This is a genomic window from Saliniramus fredricksonii (assembly GCF_900094735.1).
Taxonomy (GTDB): Bacteria; Pseudomonadota; Alphaproteobacteria; order Rhizobiales; family Beijerinckiaceae; genus Saliniramus; species Saliniramus fredricksonii.
This window is the reverse complement of record NZ_FMBM01000002.1, coordinates 815,928-835,259: the sequence shown is the minus strand read 5'-3', so window position 1 is coordinate 835,259 and position 19,332 is coordinate 815,928. Positions and strand designations below refer to the sequence as shown.

Below are 19,332 nucleotides of genomic sequence, written 5' to 3'. Positions count from 1 at the left end.
CCGGAATCAGCGCATTGCGGTCCAATCCTCTTCGTCGAGCGCGCCGAGATGACCGAAGGTGCCGACACCCTTGAGCCAGCGCCCGCCATCGATGGTGACGCATTCGCCGTGGATATAGGCGGCGGCGTCGCTGATCAGGAATGCCGCGAGTTCGGCCAGTTCCGCCGGATCGCCCGGGCGTCCGGTGAGATTGCCGGTCTCGTGGCGACGCGCGAGTTCGGGCCGCGGGACGAGACGCTCCCAGGCCCCCTTGGTGGGAAAGGCTCCGGGCGAGAGCGCCACGAAACGGATGCCGCGTGGTCCCCATTCCTGGGCCAGGGATCGGGTCATGGTTAATAGACCGGCCTTGGCGATGGCCGAGGGGACGACATAAGGCGAGCCGTGCCAGGCATAGCTGGTGATGATCGACAGGACCGTGCCGGGGGCTTGCGCAGCGAGGCGTCGCTTGCCGAATGCGCTGGTGCAATACAGGGCCCCCTTGAGCGACGTGTCGATGATGGCATCGAGTGCCCGATGGGAGAGGGTCTCGGAGCGGGCGACGAAATTCGCGGCCGCATTGTTGATCAGGGTGTCGGGGCCCTCGCCGTCGGCGAAAGCGGTCTCGAACAGGGCTTCGACCCGGCCCGCATCGCGCAGGTCGACCGGGAAGGTCTCCACCGGATGGGTGGACAACGTCCCCATCTCGGCCGCCGCCCGTTCGAGCACTTCGGAGCGGCGTCCGCAGATCATCACCCGTGCCCCGAGCCCTAGGAAGCGCTCGGCCATGGCCCGCCCGAGCCCGGTTCCGCCGCCGGTGACGAGAATGCGCCGCCCGGCGAGTGCATCATCGCGCAGGACTTGGCGAAAACCGGAGGGTGCCGTCTCGCTGCTCATATGCGTCGCCCCGCCTCGGCATCGCGGATCATGTTGCGCGCGATGATCAGTTGCTGAATCTGGGTGGTGCCCTCGTAGATGCGAAACAGCCGCGCATCGCGGTAGAGCCGCTCCACCGGGTATTCCGCCATGTAACCCGCCCCGCCATGAATCTGGACCGCCCGGTCGGCGACCCGGCCGAGGGTTTCCGAAGCGAGCATCTTGCAGCAGGAGGCCAGCGTCGGGACCGTCTCGCCGGCATCGTAGCGCCTTGCAGCATCGCGCACGAGTGCGCGCGCCGCCTCGATTTCGGCGCGGCTGTCAGCCAGCATGGCCTGGACGAGCTGGAAACCGGCGATCGCCTGTCCGAACTGTCGGCGCTCCATGGCATAGCTCAGCGCCTCCTCCAGCAGGCGGATCGCGGCGCCGACAGAGACGGCGGCGAGATGGATGCGCCCGCGATCGAGCACCTTCATCGCCGTCGCGAAGCCCTGACCCTCGCGCTCCGGGCCGCCGATGATCGCATCGGCGGGGACGCGCACGTCCTCAAACACCACGTCGGCGGTATGGGCGCCACGCTGGCCCATCTTGCGGTCGCTCTTGCCGACCGACAATCCGGGCGTCTCTGCGGGCACGAGGAAGGCGGAGATGCCCTTTCCGGCTGGAGCGTCGGGATCGGTGCGGGCCATCACCGTGAACAGCCCGGCAATCGGGGCGTTCGTGATGTAGCGCTTGGTGCCGTTGATGAGGAAATCCGATCCGTCCCGCCGGGCCGTGCTGCGCAGGGAGGCCGCATCGGAGCCGGCTTCGGGTTCGGTCAGGGCGAAGGAGGTGATCAACTCCCCCGAGGCGATGCGCGGCAACCACCGGCTCTTCTGCTCGTCGTTGCCGTCGATGATGATGCCGAGCGCGCCGATGCCGTTATTGGTACCCAGCCGCGAGCGGAAGGCCACGGAGGCGCGGCAGAGCTCCATCATCACCTCGGCCTCTGTCGCGAGATCGAAACCGAGCCCGCCGTATTCGGCCGGCGTGGAGAGGCCGAACAGGCCCATCTCCTTCATCGCATCGACAAGAGGCTGCGGAATCGCGTTGGTCTCCTCGACCTCTGCCTCCGCCGGGATCAGGCGCTCTTCGACCAGCCGGCGCACGGCTTCGAGGATCTGTGCGGAAATCTCGGTGTCGAGAGGCATGGCTTAGGCATCCTTGAATGCAATCTCTACAGAATGCAGTTTAAAGGGCGCACTAGGAGCGCAAGGTGAATGAGGGCGTTAGGCGAAGACCGTTTCGCAGCATGGTGAAAATGGAAGACAACGCTCTCAACATACCTTGGCCTTTCGTCCCAAACATGATAAGCCGATCCAACCATAAGAATGGCATATGTACAAGAGAATGAACGAAACGAATTTGCCCCAAAACGTTAGAAGCGTCGGCGCCGTGGTTCATGCATTGCAGATCCTGCGTCATCTTGCCGCCGATGGCGCGCCGCAGGGTGTGACAGCGATCTCACGGGCCACGGGGATCAATACTTCGACGTGCTTTAACATCCTGCGCACGCTGGCGGCGGAACGGCTGGTCGTTTTCGATATGGATGCCAAGACCTACCGGCTAGGCTTCGGCGTGGTCGAGCTCGCCCTCGGACTGCTCGGCGCCAATCACGGGGACCTGATCAGGCCCGAGCTGGAACGGCTGGCGCTAAATAACAGCGCATTGATGTGTCTGTGGCACGTGACGGAAGCCGAGCGCATCGTGCTGGTCGACCGGGTCTTCTCCAGCACTTCGGTGCGGGTGGACATGCATGTCGGCACACGCCTTCCAAGCCTCGTCGGAGCGGTCGGGCGGTGCGTGGCAGCGGCGCGCGATTTCGACGAGGCTGAATTGCGCCGGCGCTTTGCCGGCCTGCGCTGGCAAGATCCGCCGCGATTCGAGGATTATCTGGCCGATGTCCAGAGCGTTGCGACCAACGGGTATGCCCGCGATCGGGGGGATCTCTTCATCGGTTTGGATATCGTTGCCGCAATCGTTGTCGACCATACCGGCGCGCCGCGCTACGGGCTGAGCGGCATCGCCATTGCCGGCCAAGTACCGGAGCCGGCGATGGAGCGCCTCGGAGAGGATCTTGTCGAGGTTGCCCAGCGCATAGGGCAGGCCTTGTTCTCGGTCAGGAAATGATTGGCGAAAGGCAAATTGGCATACTGAAAAGTGAATAGCCTTCTCTAGACAGAATATTAATTCTGTGAAGACTAGTAGCTGTAGGGAAAACAAGCTCCGCGCTGGAGGAAAAGGCCGCAATGTCATCCCCGAGCCGTTCAACCCCGAAGCAGTATGAAGATCCGGGCCCACCTGCCGACCTGAGCGCGTTGCTTGCGCCGCTTTCCGTCGCCATTGTCGGTGCCTCGAACGATCCGACCCGAATCGGGGGGCGTCCTGTGCATTATTATCGCCAGGCGGGGTTCTCCGGCGCGCTCTATCCGGTCAACCCCAATCGTGACGAGGTCCAGGGTTACAAGGCCTATCCTGATGTCGCATCGATTCCGCAGGCGATCGACTTCGCCCTGCTCGCCGTGCCGGCGGAGCGGTTGATCCCCTCGCTCGAGGCCTGCGCCGACAAGGGGGCGAAGGCTGCCGTGATCTTCACCGCCGGCTTTGCCGAGATCGGGGAAGAGGGCGCCCGCCGCCAGGAGGAGATCGTCGCCTTCGCCCGTGAGCGCGGCATGCGGCTGCTCGGGCCCAATTGCCTCGGCCTGTTTCATGCCGCCCACGGCCATTGCCCGACCTTCTCCTCCGCGCTCGAGGGCGGGCTGGCGGAGCCTGGTCGCGTGGGCTTCATCACCCAGTCCGGCGCTTACGGCACGCATCTGCTGGTGATGGCGCGCGAGCGCCGGATCGGGGTGAATTACTGGATCTCCACCGGCAACGAGGCCGATATCGGCGTGGCTGATTGCCTCGATTTCCTCGCCGCCGATCCGGACACCGATGTGATTGCCTGCTATATGGAGGGTGTGAAGAACCGCCCGCTCTTCCTGCAGGCGCTGGCCCGGGCGCGCGCGGCGGGGAAAGTGGTCTGCATGATGAAGGTCGGCGTCTCGCCCATGGGCGCCCAGGCCGCCGCTTCGCATACCGCTTCGCTCGCGGGCGCCGATGATATCTTCCAGGCCACCATGGAGGAATTCGGTGTCGAGCGTTGCGAGACCACGGAGGAAATGCTCGACATCGTCTATGCAGCCAGCCGCACGCGTCTGCCGCGCGGGCGCAAGCTCGGTATCCTGACGATTTCCGGCGGTGCCGGTGTGCTGATGGCGGATGCCGCCCATCGCCACGGCCTTGCCGTCCCCCCGATGCCAGGGGCGGCACAGAAGGCCCTGCTCGAGACCAACCCGTTGGCGAGCGCGCGTAATCCCGTCGATATCACCGCGCATGCGATCAACGATTTCGGCCTCGTCGGCAAGAATCTGGAGAGCATGCTGACCGATGGCGGCTACGACATGCTGGTCTCCTTCTTCACTTCGTGGCCGGCCTCGCCGGTCAACGGTCCGAAGCTGCGCGAGGCGCTGATCAGCGGTTCGCAGGGCCATGAGCGCGTGCCGCACGCCCTCGTCGTCTGCGGTCCGCCGGAGACGCTGGCCCCGTATGAGGATGACGGCTTCATCCTGTTCGACGACCCCTCCCGAGCCGTGGCGTCGCTCGCGGCGCTGGCGCGCATCGCCGAGCGCCGTGAGGCGGACGATGACGCCCGGCCGCCTGCCTTGCCCGAACCGGTGCCAGTGATTCCGCAGGGTGCGATCGGGGAGTTCGAGGCCAAGGACATCCTGCGCGGCATCGGCTTCCCGGTCCTGCCGGAGAGACTTGCCGCGACCCGTGCGGAGGCCGTCACTGCCGCGCGGGAGGTCGGAATGCCGGTCGCCATGAAGATCGTCTCACCTGATATTGCCCACAAGACCGAGATCGGCGGCGTCGCCCTCGGTGTGGCCGACGAAGCGGCGGTCGGGGCGGCCTTCGACACCATCATGCAAAACGCCGCGCGGAAGGCACCGCAGGCGCGGATCGAGGGCGTACTGATCTCGCCGATGGCGGGCGAAGGGCTCGAACTGATCGTCGGTGCGCGCTGCGATCCGGTGATGGGGCCCGCGATCATGGTGGGGCTGGGCGGCATCTATGTCGAGGTGATGCGTGACGTCGTGCTGCGGCGTGCCCCGGTCAGTGTTGCCCGTGCGCAGGATATGCTCGGTCGCCTCAAGGGTGCGGCATTGCTCGATGGCGTGCGCGGCCAGCCGGCGGTGGATCGCGCAGCGGCAGCCGAAGCAATCGCGCGGCTCTCGCAATTCGCAGCCCTCAATGACGGACGTTTCGAGAGCATCGAGATCAATCCCTTGCTGGTGCGTGCTGACGGAAAGGGCGCGGTGGCGCTCGACGCGCTGATCACGCCCGCATCCGGCATGACGGAGGAAACCGATGACGCATGACGCAGAGTCGATGCCGCAGCGCGCCCGGCCCTGGCGCTTCGACGATTTCGCGGAGGACGCCATCCTCGGCGAGGCGACACTGATCCTGGACGAGGCGCGGCTAACGCGCTGGGCCGGTCTGTTCGGCCAAACAGCCCCGCCCACCACGGCGCCCGCCGGACTGCTGGTCGCCCTGCTGATGGAAGGTTACATGGACGCGATCAGCCCGCGCCCCCTGGCAATATCCATGCGGGCCAGTGGTTGCGCTTTACCAGCGCCGGGATCGGTGCAGGCGAGGCCCTGACCGTGACCATGCGCTGCAACGGGCGGGAACTGAAGAACGACCGGCGCCGGGTGCGTTTCGGAGCGGAGATGTGTGATCATGATGGGCGTATCGTACTGGAAGGCGAGATGCGGGTGATCTGGGCCGCCTGAGCGTGCCCGGCAGGATCGAGGAGGAGGCTGTCATGGCAGCGGCGGGATGGCCGGAGAGACTGACCGAGGCGCACATGGTCGCTGATGCGCGATCAATCGCGCTCTATGCCGAGATCACCCGGGATTTCAACCCGCTGCATCTCGATGCCGACTTTGCGGCGAAAACGCCCTTCGGAAAGCCGATCGCACACGGGACCATGTCGCTGGCGCTGGTCTGGGAGGCTGTGCGCGCCACGTTCGGTGATGCCGCCATGCCCGGCGAGGCGGAAATCCGCTTCTCCGCCCCCGTCCCCGTCGATGCGCGCATCACCGCGCGGGGCCGTTGCATCGACGATGAGGCGGGGCGTTATGCCTTCGAGGTTGTGCGCGAGGATGATGTCGTGGCGCTCTCGGGCACCATGACCGTTATGCGCAAGGGTGATGGAGCGACGGCGTGAGCTTCGTCATCGGGGCCGGACTGACACCGTTCTCGCGGGATTCCGGAGCCGATACCCTCACCCTGATGAGCCGCGCCGCACAGGCCGCGCTCGACGATGCCGGGCTGGTGCGCGCCGATATCGACGGGCTGGTTACCGGCTATGCCACGACGCTGCCGCATCTGATGCTCGCCACTGTCTTCGCCGAGCATTTCGGCGTGAAGCCGCACTACGCCCATGCCGTCCAGCTCGGTGGCGCCACCGGGGCGGCGATGGTGATGCTCGCCCACGGCCTGGTGAAGGCCGGGATGGCCCGCAATATTCTCGTCGTCGCCGGAGAAAACCGCGCGAGCGGTGCGACGCGCGACGAGGCGATCAAGACATTGGCGCAGGTCGGTCATGGCGAAATGGAAGCGCCATTGGGCGCGACCGTCCCGGGCTATTATGCGCTCCTCGCCTCCCGCTACATGCATGAATTCGGCGTGGCCGAGGCCGATCTCGCTGCCCTTGCCGTGCTGATGCGCGCGAATGCGGCCTGCACCCCCGGCGCCCATCGCGGAGAGCCTGTCACCGAGGCGCAGGTAATGGCCTCGCGCCCGATCGCGCCGCCCCTGAAACTGCTCGATTGCTGCCCGGTTTCGGATGGCGCCGCCGCCTTTGTCGTCGCTGCGCATCCCGGTGAGGGGCCCGCCCTGCGCATCATCGGCTGCGGCCAGGCACATCAGCACCAGCATATCAGTGAACTGGCCGATATCGCCGATACCGGCGCTGCCGCGAGCGCCGCGCGCGCATTCCGCTCAGCCGGGATCGGGCGCGAGGCGATCGGCTATGCCGCAATCTATGACAGTTTCTCCATCACCCTGTGCATGCTGCTTGAGGAAATCGGGATCGTGCCGCGCGGGCAGGCAGGCGCCGCGGCGCGAGCGGGCCATTTCACCCCCGACGGTGATCTGCCGCTCAACACCCATGGCGGCCTGCTCGGTTACGGCCATTGCGGCGTGGCCGGGGCCATGGCGCATCTGGTCGAGGCGCGTTTGCAGATGACGGGACGCGCCGGTCCGCGCCAGGGACGGGAAGCGACCTTCGGCCTGTTTCACGGCGATGGCGGCGTGATGTCCTCCCATGTCTCGCTGATCCTGGAGCGGGTGCGATGAGCAGCGCGCAAGCCGAATCTGCCGGTCTGGAATTCCAGGAATGCCGTGCTTGCAGGGATCGCTGGTACCTGCCGCGCAGCCTGTGCCGGTCCTGCGGCAGCGACCGCATCGAGAATATGCCCGCCGGTGGAGACGGTGTCGTCCATGCTGCGACCACGATCCACCGGGCGCCGGGGCCGGAATTTGCCGATGCGGTACCCTATGGCATCGTGCTGGTGGATCTGGATGAGGGCGTGCGCGTCATGGGCCGCGCACCGCCGGATATCACCATCGGAACGCGGGTGCGTTGTCTCATGGAAAGGGTGGTGGAGACCGACTTGCCGGTCTTCACGCCGCTTGGATAACCGTCCCTTGCCCGGCCCCCCTTGCCTAACCCGTTGGCTCCCGATCCAGCAGGATTCGCGCGGCCTCCTCTTCCGCTTGCGCATCGCCCGGATCGAAGGGGTCCTGCGGCGTGAGTTTGTGGCGGATGATCAGCCGGGCGATGGTGTAGCGGCTGTCATCGCCGCCGCGCGCGGCGCAATCGGTGGCCTCGATCGCCATGATTGCCGCGCTCGCCGCGTGATAGAGCGTACTGGCGGCCACGCGTGCGTGGCGTTCACCGGATGCATCCTGAGCCGCATGGGCGGCAGCGGCGACCGCGCGGGCGAGCGCTGTATCGAGATCGGTGCGCAGATCGGGAGGGATCGTCGGTCGCGCATCCATGGCGGTGGTGAGTTCGCGCTCGAGGGCGCGGGCGCTGTCGAGCTTGCGGGTGGTGCGCACCACGTCGAGGGCGATGATGTTGCTGGTACCCTCCCAGATCGAGCCGAGATGCGAATCGCGCAACAGGCGCGGATTGATCCATTCCTCGATATAGCCGCAGCCCCCGCGCACTTCCATCGCGTCACCGGCCACCTTGCGCGCGTCGCGGCACGCGCGGAATTTCAGGAGCGCCGTGAGCAGGCGCAGGACGGGCCCGGCCTCGTTGCTGCCCGCATCCGCCCGGCGCAACGCCTCGGCGGTGTAGAGCGTCATCGACAGGGCCTGTTCGGTGGGCAGGATCAGCTTGAGCAATTGCCGGCGCATCAGCGGCAGGTCGATCAGGCGGCGCCCGAAGGCTTTGCGATGGCGCGCCACATGCAGCGCCTCATGCAGCGAGCGGCGCATCAGCCCGGCGGCGCGCACGCCGTTCGACAGACGCGAGACGTTGATCATCTCGGTCATCTGGCGAAACCCGTCATCGATGCGCCCCACCGGCCAGGCGAAGGCGCCTTCCAGCGCGATCTCACCGGACGCCATGGAGCGGGTGCCGAGCTTATCCTTCAGGCGTACGATCCGATAGGCGTTGTGGCTGCCGTCCTCGCACCGGCGCGGCATCAGGAACAGGCCGAGCCCGCGCGTGCCAGCCGGCGCGCCTTCGGGGCGGGCCAGTACCATGGCGAGATCGGCATCGGCATTGGAGCAGAACCACTTGTCGCCATGGAGCCGCCAGTTGCCTGCCTCGTCGCGCGTCGCGCGCACCGTGCTGGCACCGACATCCGAGCCCGCGCCCTGCTCGGTCATGAACATCGCGCCCTGGGCCAGCCCGTCGAGATCGCCCGCCGTGAGGGCCGGGAGATGACGGGCGACGAGATCCGGATCGCCGAACTTGCGCAGGGTGCGCGTCAGCGAATCCGTCATCGAGACCGGGCAGCACAGCCCGAATTCCGATTGCACGAAGAGATAGGTGAGCGCGTATTTCGCGATCGGCGGCAAGGGCTCGGGCCAGCCGAGTACCCCGCCGCGATGCGACATCGCCGCCAGGCCGAGTTCACCGAAGGCGATGCGTTCGAGAGCAACGTAATCGGGGTGTTTCTCCAGGCGCTGGTCGTCCTGGCCTGCCCGGTTGCGGTGGTGCAGGATCGGGGTGTTGCGATCCGCACTCGCCGCGAGATCATCGAGACGGGTGGTGATGTCGAGGCCGAGGCGGTCGAGATGCGGCTCGAGATGCGCCAGCAGATCCGGCGGCATGTAGAGCGGCAGCAGCGCGCGCAGGGCAGTATCCGCACGATAGAGGTTGAGCCCGCGCGTATCCGGCAGCGCCGCCTGCGTGGCGAGCGTCTCGGCGGACAGAGTGTTTGCGGCCATATGGTTCATGACGAACTCCTCGGTTCGAGAGTTTCGCGCCGGTTCAGACCGGGTCCCAGGAAAACACGTCGGCGGAGACTTCCAGCGGCGTGAAACCCGCCTTCAGCGCCGGCATGGCGTGCTCGGCGATACTCTGTGCCGACCAGCCTTCACCCCGATGCACGGAGCGGGCGGGGCGGGGCTGGGTGAAGACGAAGATCTCGTTGTTGCGCACGCCGAAGATCTGGCCGCTGACGTCATCAGCCGCGTCGCTCAGCAGGTGGGCGACCAGCGGCGCGATCTTGGCCGGGGTCATCTGCTGGAGCTTGGCCACGCGGGCCTCCTGCTCGGGCGTGTCGGTGGGGATCGAGCCGATCATCCGGCTCCAGGCGAAGGGAGCCACGCAATTGGATCGTACGCCGAAGCGCTGCATGTCGAGGGCAATGGAGCGCGACAGGCCGGCAATCCCCAGTTTGGCGGCGGCGTAGTTGGCCTGGCCGAGATTGCCGATCAGCCCGCTCGTCGAGGTGAAATGCACGAAGGCGCCGCTGCCCTGTTCGCGGAAATACGGGGCGGCGGCGCGCGAGACGTAGAAGGAGCCCATCAGATGCACCCGGATCACCGCTTCCCAATCCTCCGGCTGCATGCGGTGGAAGATCTTGTCGCGCAGGATGCCGGCATTGTTGACCACACCGTCGATGCGCCCGAACCGCCCGATCGTCTCCTCGATCAGCGAGAGAGCCCCTTCCGGTTCGGCGATGGAGCGGGTATGGGCTAGCGCCTCGCCGCCGGTCTGTTCGATCTCGACGACGACCGCCTCGGCCGGCCCCGCCTCGCCGCCTTCGCCCGAGAGTGAGGCGCCGATATCGTTGACCACGACCTTTGCTCCCTCGCGCGCGGCCAGAAGCGCGATGTCACGCCCGATGCCGCGGCCAGCGCCGGTGACCGCGATGACCTTGCCTGCGAGCGCTCCGCTCATGTCGCTACTCCTTCGTGTGGTTATTTGATTCACTTTGCTGATAAGGGCTCCGCCTACAATGTGGCCTGTGTGCCGAGCAGGGCTGTGACCTGGCTCGACAGGGTGCCGCCATTGCCGTGGACGAGGGCCGTCTCGGCCCCTTCGACCTGCCGGTCGCCGCAGCTCCCGCGCAATTGCCGCGCCGCCTCGATCACCAGGAAGATGCCGTACATGCCCGGATGCACGCAGGAGAGTCCGCCGCCATTGGTGTTGACCGGCAGCGCGCCGCCCGGGGCGATATGGCCTTCCGAGACGAAGCGCCCGCCCTCACCCTTGGGACAGAATCCCAGATCCTCCAGAAACAGAATCGTGTTGATCGTAAACGCGTCATAGAGCGCGAGCACGTCGACATCCTTCGGGCCCAGCCCCGCCATCGCATAGGCCTGCGGGCCGGAACGGGCCGCGGCACTCACGGTCAGATCGTCCATCTGGGCGATGGAGCGATGCGACAGGGCGGTGGCGCCGCCGAGGAAATAGACCGGCGCGTTGGGGAAGTCGCGGGCCCGCTCGGCTCGCACCATGATCACCGCGCCGCCGCCATCGGTGACGAGGCAGCAATCGCGCACGCTCAGCGGATCGGAGATCATGCGCGCGGCCAGCACCTCCTCGCGGGTCAGGGGCTCGCGGGCAAAAGCCTCGGGATTGAGCCGCGCCCATTGTCTTGCGGCAACCGCCACATCGGCCAGATTCTCCCGGCTCGTCCCGTATTCATGCATGTGGCGCGCAGCAGCCAGAGCATAGGCGGTGATGGGATGGCGCGGCTCGTATTGCTGCTCGAATGGATGCGGCTCCGACATGGAGATCAGCCGCCCGCCGGCGGTGCGCTGGTTGCTGCCATAGGCGATCAGCGCCACATCGCACAGACCGGCATCAAGCGCCATGGCTGCATGCAGCACATGCGCCACGAAAGTGGAGCCCCCGATCATGCTGCCATCGGAAAAACGCGGCTTGATACCGAGATATTCCGCTACCGAGACGGTAGGCAGGAAATGATAGGACGAGCCGGTGAAGAGACCGTCAATATCGGAGAGTTTCAGCCCGCAATCGTCGAGCGCGGCCTTGACCGAGAGCGCCAGGATCTCGAGCGGGGAATGGCCCGGCATCTCGCCGGTCCCTGCCTGTCCGAGGCCGATAATCGCGGCCTTGCCGCGCAGGGCTTCCGCCTTGTTCATGATGCCACCTCCATGCTGTCGGCGGGGACGAAGACGACAGCCGGCTCGCCCATCAGCTCAACGATGCGGGCCATGACCGGCATGCCGATCTTGACCTCTTCCGGCGCGATCTCGATCACCCGGCTCATCAGGCGCGGTCCTTCTTCGAGGGTCACCAGGCAGATGTTGTAGTCGCCGCCCTTTTCGGGTCGGCGGCGCGCGACCGTGGTTGAATGCACGATGCCACGACCACTGGCTTCGACCCAGACGAGGTCGCCCGTGCCGTCTCCGGGCGAGAGGGTACGCGGGTAGAAGACATGCTCACCCGTGAGGGTATTGCGCTGGATCATGAAACGACCCTCGCGCAGACAGGCACGAAACACCGCTTCCGGGCCTCCTGCTTGCATCGCGTCATTGGTCTCCGTCATCGACTGGATCCGTTGTTTCTCTTTGAGTGTTTTTGTATCGATCATTCAAACAGAAGAATGTCATACTCACAAGAGAATTTAGCCTGCTGCGGTATGCAGATTCCTGTTCCCGCGAGGTCACTGCCTTGAATGTCCCCACGCTTGGTAGAGTCTGAACCAGCGGCGTTGCGTAAGTTGCCGTAAGGCAAAAACTTGAAGTCGAATGAGGCATAAGATCGCTGATATCCGCTTTCGAACATGTCTCATTAAGTGTAAAGCTCGACAGGCATCAATTGTGCATGAGTCTGCTTGGGGTGGCTTTCATTGGTTCGGATGCACCAAGAACGTTATTTATACAGAATATTATTCTCCGAATTGAGACTGGACCCATGACCACCCAAAAGCCCTCTCATTGCAGGCAGGTCTTCGCAAGATGTGACCGGAGCTACGCATGCGAAGAAGCGTGTCTCTTTCTTTGAAGGGACGAGCTACAACATTGACTTTAGGTCGGCGGCAAGCCTCGGCGCTGATGGGTTTGGGTTTCCAAGGTGAAAGCCCCGCGTTCAAGATAATCAAGGCGTGGAGAGCAAGGGAAGCTTTGCCGGCGCCTCTCCGCCCCTCCCTACCGCGCGCCGCGTTGGTGAAAAAGTCGCATGGGTCAAATGTCAGTGGAAATCATATACTTGTTGGGGCCACCTCTCGGCGGAAACTAACATGCAGGCCCTACGATTTGGGCGCGGTAATGGGTAAGCTGCGCGCCTGCGTGCAAAGAAAGACAATCGTCGCTTTCCTCCAGATGCCGGGTTGACACTAACTAAATCACTGTGCAAATTTTGATATATCAGATTCTCAGGGCTACGGGCATGTGGCATCGGTATGGCAGGACGAGATGAATAAAAGCTTCGCATTAGCGGCCCGAACAAGCGATGAAGCCTTGAGGTTGCGCGCCAGCGCGGTTATCCCCGGCGGGATGTGGGGGCACCAGCGTGCGGCGGCGGTGCCCCATCGCTATCCGCAGTTTTTTGTGGGCGGCAAGGGCTGTCGGGTGAGCGACGTGGACGGCAACAGCTATATCGACTTCATGTGCAGCTGGGGCCCGATCGTTCTTGGTCACCAGAACGAAGCGGTGAACCGGGCGGCTTATGGGCAGATTGAACAAGGTGATTGCCTAAACGGGCCGACGCGGCATGCGGTTGAGCTGGCTGAGCTGCTGGTCGAAACGATTCCGCATGCAGCCTGGGCTTTGTTCCAGAAGAACGGAACCGATGCGACAACCGCCTGCGTGACGATAGCACGTGCAGCGACCGGACGACGAAAGATCGTTGTAGCTAAGGGGGCCTATCACGGCGCGGTTCCCTGGTGCTCGCCGTCGCTGGTGGGGGTTACGCAGGAAGACCGGGCGCACATCATCGAATTTGCCTTCAATAATATCACCTCGCTTCGCGAGGCTGTCGATCGGGCCGGATCAGATCTGGCCGGGATTCTGGTATCCTCGTTCCGTCATGATATCTCCCGCACCCTCGAAATGCCGACGCCCGAATTTGCGCAGGCTTGCCGCGATCTGTGCGATGCAGCTGACGCGATGCTCATTCTTGACGACGTGCGCGCCGGCTTTCGGTTGCATTTGGGCGGTAGCTGGGAAGTCTATGGTGTTCAGCCTGACCTCAGCGCCTGGAGCAAAGCGATTGCGAATGGCTGGCCGCTTGCGGCAGTAACCGGGGGCGAGAGCGTGCGCGACGCCGCGTCGCGTGTCTTTGTCACGGGATCCTTCTGGTATGCAGGCGCTCCGATGGTGGCCGCGATAGAGACCATCAGACAACTTCATGCGCTTGATGCACCTGAATATCTGCGACGAATGGGGCAGCGTTTGCGGGATGGTCTTGCGGAGCGGGCATCGCGCCATGGTTTTGAAATCATACAGTCGGGTCCGCCGCAGATGCCGCTTGTGCAATTTGCTGGCGATGACGACTTCGCAATCGGGGAGGCATTCTGCCGCGAAGCGCTGCGGCAAGGCATCTACCTGCATCCACGGCACAACATGTTCCTGTCGACAGCCCATGGGCAAGCTGACATAGACGAAGCTCTTGATGCGGCGGACAAGGCCTTCGCAGCCTTGGCGCGCCGCACATGACTGACAAGAGCAAAGACTTTCGACGGAACCTATTGCGATGACAACGGTGGCAACTTTATTTCAAGCGTCTCAGGAGCCGCTCGAGATGACCAGTCTGTCGACGCAGGTTTATGACCGGTTGCGCACCGATTTGATGTCGGGAGACCTTAAGCCTGACCAGCGTTTGAAGATTCGAGAGCTTGCGGCCAAAATGGGTACGTCGGAGACACCCGTACGCGAGGCCATTGCCCAATTATCCCGGGATGGTGCTATCGAGGTCAAACCCCGATATTTCGTACGTGTACGGCGCCTTGATCTGGCGGAATATCTGGAAATCCGTGATATTCGCCTGAATCTTGAGCCTCTGGCAGCGGAAAGAGCGCTTCCGCATATCACCCCCGCCGATATCGCGGATTTGACGGATGCGCATCGACGCTTGATCGAGGCGGAAAAGAGCCAGGAATGGCAAGCCGCAGTTCAATGTAATTTTGAGTTTCATTTCGGTCTGTATTGGCGCGCGCCGATGCCGAATCTCATCTCGATTCTGGAGGCTTTGTGGGTGCGGATCGGCCCGCTTCTGTCTGAGCTGTATCCAGATGCGCATCCGACTTATGCGCAACGACATCAGCACGAGAATGTGCTCACGGCGCTTCGCACCGGAGACGTATATGGTCTTCGGGAGGCGATCCGACAGGATTTGATCGAGGGCGGCAGCAAGCTTCTCCGGCAGATCGAGTCCAAGGAGAACAGGCGGCCTTGACTGGCCCTAGGCCAGCAGCCGGTGCCGCAACTATGATATATCATATGTCTCTGAACGTTACGTTGGGGAGAGTAAGATGGTTGATCACAAATCACCGCAGAACCGCAATATGGGCCGCGAGTTCCTTGAGGACAGAGCAAAGTTCATCAGAACCGAAACGGTTCGCCTGACCCGTATCGCAGGGGCCGGCCACTACTCATCCACGTTTTCTTGCGCGGAGTTGTTAGCGGCCTTGTATTACGCGCATCTGCGTTTCAATCCGGCGAAGCCGCAATGGGAGGATCGCGACAGGTTTGTTCTTTCGAAGGGGCATGCGGCCATCGGCCTGTATCCGGTGCTCGCCGACCTTGGGTTCTTTGACGCTGCTGAACTCGAAACCTACACGCGGTTTGGCAGCCGGTTCGGCGACCATCCGGACATGAAGAAGGTGCCAGGCATCGACTTTTCATCAGGCTCGCTCGGTCACGGTCTGTCGATCGGTCTGGGAATGGCGCTTGGCGCCCGTGTTCAGGGGCGGTCTTTTCGCACCTTCATCATGCTCGGGGACGGCGAACTCTGCGAGGGACAGGTTTGGGAAGCTGCGATGGCCGCGTCTCATTACGAACTGCAAAATCTCGTCGCGATCGTCGATCGCAACCAGCTGTGCATCGATGGTTTCTGCGACGACATCATGGCTGTGGAGCCATTGGAAGACCGTTTCCGGAGTTTTGGCTGGGAAACGACGCGAATCGACGGGCATGATCTCGATGCAGTGCTTGCCGCCCTGGATGCCCTGCCACCCGCTGGGAGCGGGCGCCCGCAGGCGATCATTGCCGATACGATCAAGGGGCGCGGTGTCAAGCGCATGGAACTTAGCCTCGACTGGCATGTCGGGAACCTGGTCGGGGACGATTACGACGATGTCCTCGCGGAACTGGAAGCTGGTCTCCAGCCATTCGAGGAAGAGGTTGCGCAATGAGCACGCAGAGTCAGGACCAAAGCGAGATTTTTCGCGGAACGGCAGACGGCAAGACGCTCCTGAAGGATTCCCGCTCCGTGCAGGGAACGCCGGCGGCGTCCATGCCCGCCTTCATCCTCGGCGAGGAGCTTGCCGACTTGGCCGACAACGATCCCCGGATCGTGGTTGCGACCGCAGATCTGGCCACCGCCAATCGCACGAGCGACTTCCGGGCGCGGCATCCCCGGCGATTCTTCGACTTCGGGATCGCTGAGCGGAACATGATCACGGCGGCGGCTGGTATGGCGTCGACCGGATTGATCCCCTATGTGGCGACATTCGCTGCGTTCAGCGGAATCCTGGCCGCCGAGCAGATACGCACCGATTGCGCCTACCCAAAGATGCCCGTTCGTATCGTCGGAAGTCATTCGGGCATGTCCATGGGATTCTATGGAACGTCGCACCATGCACTTGAAGATATCGGCATGATGCGCACCGTCGCCGATTTGACGATCGTCAACGCCACGGACGCAAACCATCTTCGCGCGATCCTGCGAAAGTCGGTGGACCATCCGGGAGCGATGTATATCCGGCTCGGACGCGGGCGTGACCCTGTCGTCTACGACACTGTCCCATCAGATTTCGCGTTCGGGCGCGCCACGCGGCTTCGCGATGGCTCTGACATCACGATCATGACCTATGGGGCCCAGGTGCGCCCATCTCTGGATGCGGCGCAGCGCATGGAAAAGGCGGGGTTCTCGGTGCGCGTCGTCGACATGCACACGATCAAACCGCTGGATTTCCATGAAATCAAGGCGGCTGTTGATGAAACCGGCGCAATTCTAACGGTCGAAGAGCACAACGTCATCGGAGGATTGGGCTCGGCAATGGCGGAAGCGCTCATTGATCTGCCCCGCATCCCGTTCCAACGTCACGGGGTGCCTGACAAATTCGTTGAAGTGGGGCCGCCCGCCGCGCTCTACGCCCATTATCAGCTTGATGCAGAGGGTATCTATAATGTGGCGAGTGCATTCCTGAAGCCGCGCGGGTGACGAAAGCGCCGCTCGTTTCAGGCATGGTTGGCATGACAGGGCGACATAAGGTGTTCCTTTTGTTGCCCGGCGCGAATGGAATCTAGCCAAGCCCGCTTCATCACGACAGGAAGTTACCCGGGGCTTGTTCAACGTCTTGACAGCCGATCTCATCGGCGTTCTGATATATTATATTTCAAACAGGGGGTGACCATGCCCAAGTCGATCCCAAGTGACAAAACGACTGGCTCCGAGGGCTCCCAAAGCTCCATCGAAGTCATTCGGGACGTCTGGGGCATTCCCCACATCCGCGCGGCAACTGCCGGCGACGTCTTTTTCGCCAATGGCTTCGTGCATGCCCAGGATCGGTTGTGGCAGATGGATGCCGCGCGTCGGCGTGCGGTCGGACGTTTCGCCGAGTGGGGCGGGCCGTCCGCGCTCGGACTCGATATCCTCTCCCGGCGGCTTGATATTGCGGGCGTGTCCCGCCGCGACATGAAGGCTCTTTCCCCTCAGACTGCCATGATGATCGAGCGCTATACAGACGGCGTCAACGCCTTCATGGCTTCCTGCAGGGGGAATGACGAGCTGCCACTGGAATATCGGTTGCTGGGTGAGAATCCGGAGCCATGGGAGCCATGGCACTGCGTGGCGGTCATGCGCCAGCGCGGATTATTGATGGGGTCAGTCTGGTTCAAGTTATGGCGTGCGGCGGCTCTGCGAACGATTGGCCCCGAAGCAGTCAATCTGCTTCGGTACGACGATGGAGGCGTCGAACGTTTCGTTGTTCCGCAGGGCGCAGAAGGACGACGCTGGATCGCCTCTCTCAACGATCTGGCGCCGGCGATCGAAGCCCTGGCGGCGATGGTGTCGCCCGAAGCCACGCTTGGCGGCTCCAACAACTGGGCGATCGACGGTCGGCATACCGTGGCCGGCAAGCCGATCATCGCGGGCGATCCGCATCGAGCCTTCGATATCCCCGGAATGTATGCGCAGCTGCATCTGACCTGCGATGCATTCGACGCTCTGGGCTTCTCGGTTCCCGGCGTGCCGGCCTTCCCGCATTTCGCACATACGGACCGCGTCGCGTGGTGCGTGACGCATGCCTTCGCTGATATCCATGATCTTTATGTGGAGCGCTTCGATGGAAGCAATGGCGAGCGCTACGCGACCGATGCCGGCTGGCGCGAGACCGAGCTGCGCGTTGAGACCATAATCGTCCGCGGAGCTGAGGCCGAAACCGTTACGGTGCACAGGACGCGGCATGGCCCGATCATCGCGGGCGATCCACGAGAGGGCTTCGCGATCGCATTGCGTTCCCTGCAGATCGACGACGTCGACCTTTCGCTGGATTGCCTCCTTCCGATGCTGCATGCGCGCGACCTCAACGCGTTCTATGAGGCGACCCGGGGCTGGGGCGTTATTGATCACAGCCTCGTCGGCGCGGATGTGGATGGCCATATCGGCGTGTCAATCCGAGCGATCGTACCCCGCCGCGATCGCCTCAATGGCTGGCTCCCGGTTCCAGGCTGGACCGGCGAGCATGAATGGCGGGGGATGATTCCCTTCGAGGAGATGCCACGCGAGATCGACCCTTCTTCGGGGTGCATCATAACCGCCAACAACCGGCCCGTACCCGAAGACTGGCCGGATTATATCGCGACCGATTGCCATCCATCAACGCGGGCGCGACGCATCAGCGAGTTGCTTGAGAGAGATGAGCGCCTCGATGGATCTGCGATGCGCCAGATTCTCGCTGATACCCATTCACAGCCTGCGGTGGAAATCTGCTCCCGCCTTTGCCAGGTCCCGCCGCGCAGCGACGCGATTGGCAGAATCCAGGACGCCTTGCGCGGCTGGGGTGGCGCAATGGATATCGGACTACATGCCCCCTCCATCTATTATCTGGTCCGACAGGAGATGACGCGGATTCTGGCTCGCCGATCCGGGCTGGAGGGAGCAAGCGTCGATGCTCTGGCCCAGGTTCCGCCCGGGATACCGGCGGTCAACCATCTTTGGTGGACGCTGCCAAACCTGCTTCGAACCGAGGACGTCAGCCTTCTCGGCGGCGCTGGCTGGGATGATGTGGCAAGCGAGGCCATGGAACGCGTGGGGAAAGATTTTCCGCTCACGCCATGGGGCCAGCTGCACCGTCCATCCTTCGCGCATCCCCTCGCGGCCATGTTTCCCGATCATGCCCCGATGATGGCTCCAAGCTCGAGCGCCATTGGGGGAGACGGCGACTGCGTCTGTGCGACGGGGGCCTATCCTGGCGCAGGGCCGAGCAGCAGCTACGGGTCCGTTGCCCGGTACGTCTTTGATCTTGCGGATTGGGACTCCAGCCGCTGGATCGTCTTTCATGGGTCGTCAGGCGATCCACATAGTCCGTTCTTCAGTGACCAGAACGAACTCTGGTCGCGTTTGGAAATGGTGCCTGCACTGTATTCGGCGAGGGCGGTCGACGCCCATGCTGTCTCGCGCTCTTATCTTGAACCGACTTCGCCGGATCTGGATTGAGGTTGGGAACACGTTTC

18 protein-coding genes are annotated in these 19,332 nt (G+C 63.6%); 12 read left to right on the top strand and 6 right to left on the bottom strand.

Translation table 11 applies throughout. From position 1 onward, the window contains the following. Positions 1-6: 6 nt before the first annotated feature. Together GA0071312_RS10490 and GA0071312_RS10485 are read right to left on the bottom strand one after the other, a co-directional pair. A complete protein-coding gene (locus tag GA0071312_RS10490; protein WP_074444930.1) occupies positions 7-873 on the bottom strand; it encodes an SDR family oxidoreductase in 867 nt (288 codons plus the stop codon). Beyond that, a complete protein-coding gene (locus GA0071312_RS10485) occupies positions 870-2,042 on the bottom strand; it encodes an acyl-CoA dehydrogenase family protein (protein ID WP_074444929.1) in 1,173 nt (390 codons plus the stop codon). Before GA0071312_RS10485 ends, GA0071312_RS10490 begins: the two co-directional genes overlap by 4 nt. 244 nt (positions 2,043-2,286) lie before the next feature. On the opposite strand from GA0071312_RS10485, the gene GA0071312_RS10480 reads away from it, so the two are divergent. From GA0071312_RS10480 to GA0071312_RS10455, 7 genes are all read left to right on the top strand, one after another. Continuing rightward, complete coding sequence (locus GA0071312_RS10480) at positions 2,287-3,021, top strand: IclR family transcriptional regulator (RefSeq protein WP_238947181.1); 735 nt, start codon at positions 2,287-2,289, stop codon at positions 3,019-3,021. A 119-nt stretch (positions 3,022-3,140) separates the two neighbouring features. Then, a complete protein-coding gene (locus GA0071312_RS10475; RefSeq protein ID WP_074444927.1) occupies positions 3,141-5,312 on the top strand; it encodes an acetate--CoA ligase family protein in 2,172 nt (723 codons plus the stop codon). Next, the gene (locus GA0071312_RS10470; protein ID WP_074444926.1) at positions 5,302-5,595 is read left to right on the top strand and encodes a hypothetical protein; all 294 of its coding nucleotides are present in this window, start codon (positions 5,302-5,304) and stop codon (positions 5,593-5,595) included. Before GA0071312_RS10475 ends, GA0071312_RS10470 begins: the two co-directional genes overlap by 11 nt. A 2-nt stretch (positions 5,596-5,597) precedes the next feature. After that, complete coding sequence (locus GA0071312_RS20490) at positions 5,598-5,726, top strand: hypothetical protein (protein WP_275262064.1); 129 nt, start codon at positions 5,598-5,600, stop codon at positions 5,724-5,726. Positions 5,727-5,758: 32 nt separating this feature from the next. Next, positions 5,759-6,163 (top strand): MaoC family dehydratase, encoded by a 405-nt coding sequence (locus GA0071312_RS10465; protein ID WP_275262063.1) that lies wholly within the window; start codon positions 5,759-5,761, stop codon positions 6,161-6,163. Further along, positions 6,160-7,296, top strand: coding sequence for a thiolase family protein (locus GA0071312_RS10460; protein ID WP_074444925.1), 1,137 nt, complete (start codon positions 6,160-6,162; stop codon positions 7,294-7,296). Before GA0071312_RS10465 ends, GA0071312_RS10460 begins: the two co-directional genes overlap by 4 nt. Continuing rightward, complete coding sequence (locus GA0071312_RS10455; RefSeq protein WP_074444924.1) at positions 7,293-7,640, top strand: Zn-ribbon domain-containing OB-fold protein; 348 nt, start codon at positions 7,293-7,295, stop codon at positions 7,638-7,640. Before GA0071312_RS10460 ends, GA0071312_RS10455 begins: the two co-directional genes overlap by 4 nt. Positions 7,641-7,665: 25 nt before the next feature. Here GA0071312_RS10455 and GA0071312_RS10450 read toward each other — a convergent pair whose 3' ends face one another. From GA0071312_RS10450 to GA0071312_RS10435, 4 genes are read right to left on the bottom strand one after another with little or no spacing between them, the layout of a single operon-like run. Next, positions 7,666-9,414, bottom strand: coding sequence for an acyl-CoA dehydrogenase family protein (locus GA0071312_RS10450; RefSeq protein WP_074444923.1), 1,749 nt, complete (start codon positions 9,412-9,414; stop codon positions 7,666-7,668). Between the two features lie 34 nt (positions 9,415-9,448). Then, entirely contained in the window at positions 9,449-10,363 is a 915-nt protein-coding gene (locus GA0071312_RS10445) for an SDR family NAD(P)-dependent oxidoreductase (protein WP_074444922.1), read from the bottom strand. Between the two features lie 53 nt (positions 10,364-10,416). Beyond that, positions 10,417-11,574 (bottom strand): thiolase, encoded by a 1,158-nt coding sequence (locus GA0071312_RS10440; protein ID WP_074444921.1) that lies wholly within the window; start codon positions 11,572-11,574, stop codon positions 10,417-10,419. Next, a complete protein-coding gene (locus tag GA0071312_RS10435) occupies positions 11,571-11,981 on the bottom strand; it encodes a Zn-ribbon domain-containing OB-fold protein (protein ID WP_074446089.1) in 411 nt (136 codons plus the stop codon). The genes GA0071312_RS10440 and GA0071312_RS10435 overlap by 4 nt, the downstream gene beginning before the upstream one ends. Before the next feature lie 868 nt (positions 11,982-12,849). On the opposite strand from GA0071312_RS10435, the gene GA0071312_RS10430 reads away from it, so the two are divergent. From GA0071312_RS10430 to GA0071312_RS10410, 5 genes are all read left to right on the top strand, one after another. Further along, the gene (locus tag GA0071312_RS10430) at positions 12,850-14,091 is read left to right on the top strand and encodes an aminotransferase class III-fold pyridoxal phosphate-dependent enzyme (protein ID WP_074446088.1); all 1,242 of its coding nucleotides are present in this window, start codon (positions 12,850-12,852) and stop codon (positions 14,089-14,091) included. Between the two features lie 85 nt (positions 14,092-14,176). Then, complete coding sequence (locus GA0071312_RS10425) at positions 14,177-14,830, top strand: GntR family transcriptional regulator (protein ID WP_238947179.1); 654 nt, start codon at positions 14,177-14,179, stop codon at positions 14,828-14,830. Positions 14,831-14,906: 76 nt separating this feature from the next. After that, entirely contained in the window at positions 14,907-15,788 is an 882-nt protein-coding gene (locus GA0071312_RS10420) for a transketolase (RefSeq protein ID WP_074444919.1), read from the top strand. Further along, positions 15,785-16,819: a transketolase family protein gene (locus GA0071312_RS10415; protein WP_074444918.1), complete on the top strand. Its 1,035-nt coding sequence runs from the start codon at positions 15,785-15,787 to the stop codon at positions 16,817-16,819. Before GA0071312_RS10420 ends, GA0071312_RS10415 begins: the two co-directional genes overlap by 4 nt. A gap of 192 nt (positions 16,820-17,011) precedes the next feature. Further along, positions 17,012-19,315, top strand: coding sequence for a penicillin acylase family protein (locus tag GA0071312_RS10410; protein ID WP_074444917.1), 2,304 nt, complete (start codon positions 17,012-17,014; stop codon positions 19,313-19,315). The last annotated feature ends 17 nt before the right edge of the window (positions 19,316-19,332 follow it).

Coding starts and splice junctions, on each gene's coding strand:
- GA0071312_RS10490 (WP_074444930.1), bottom strand. CDS start 873: ATGAGCAGCGAGACGGCACCCTCCGGTTTTCGCCAAGTCCTGCGCGAT.
- GA0071312_RS10485 (WP_074444929.1), bottom strand. CDS start 2,042: ATGCCTCTCGACACCGAGATTTCCGCACAGATCCTCGAAGCCGTGCGC.
- GA0071312_RS10475 (WP_074444927.1), top strand. CDS start 3,141: ATGTCATCCCCGAGCCGTTCAACCCCGAAGCAGTATGAAGATCCGGGC.
- GA0071312_RS10470 (WP_074444926.1), top strand. CDS start 5,302: ATGACGCATGACGCAGAGTCGATGCCGCAGCGCGCCCGGCCCTGGCGC.
- GA0071312_RS10465 (WP_275262063.1), top strand. CDS start 5,759: ATGGCAGCGGCGGGATGGCCGGAGAGACTGACCGAGGCGCACATGGTC.
- GA0071312_RS10455 (WP_074444924.1), top strand. CDS start 7,293: ATGAGCAGCGCGCAAGCCGAATCTGCCGGTCTGGAATTCCAGGAATGC.
- GA0071312_RS10450 (WP_074444923.1), bottom strand. CDS start 9,414: ATGAACCATATGGCCGCAAACACTCTGTCCGCCGAGACGCTCGCCACG.
- GA0071312_RS10445 (WP_074444922.1), bottom strand. CDS start 10,363: ATGAGCGGAGCGCTCGCAGGCAAGGTCATCGCGGTCACCGGCGCTGGC.
- GA0071312_RS10440 (WP_074444921.1), bottom strand. CDS start 11,574: ATGAACAAGGCGGAAGCCCTGCGCGGCAAGGCCGCGATTATCGGCCTC.
- GA0071312_RS10435 (WP_074446089.1), bottom strand. CDS start 11,981: ATGACGGAGACCAATGACGCGATGCAAGCAGGAGGCCCGGAAGCGGTG.
- GA0071312_RS10430 (WP_074446088.1), top strand. CDS start 12,850: ATGAATAAAAGCTTCGCATTAGCGGCCCGAACAAGCGATGAAGCCTTG.
- GA0071312_RS10425 (WP_238947179.1), top strand. CDS start 14,177: ATGACCAGTCTGTCGACGCAGGTTTATGACCGGTTGCGCACCGATTTG.
- GA0071312_RS10420 (WP_074444919.1), top strand. CDS start 14,907: ATGGTTGATCACAAATCACCGCAGAACCGCAATATGGGCCGCGAGTTC.
- GA0071312_RS10415 (WP_074444918.1), top strand. CDS start 15,785: ATGAGCACGCAGAGTCAGGACCAAAGCGAGATTTTTCGCGGAACGGCA.
- GA0071312_RS10410 (WP_074444917.1), top strand. CDS start 17,012: ATGCCCAAGTCGATCCCAAGTGACAAAACGACTGGCTCCGAGGGCTCC.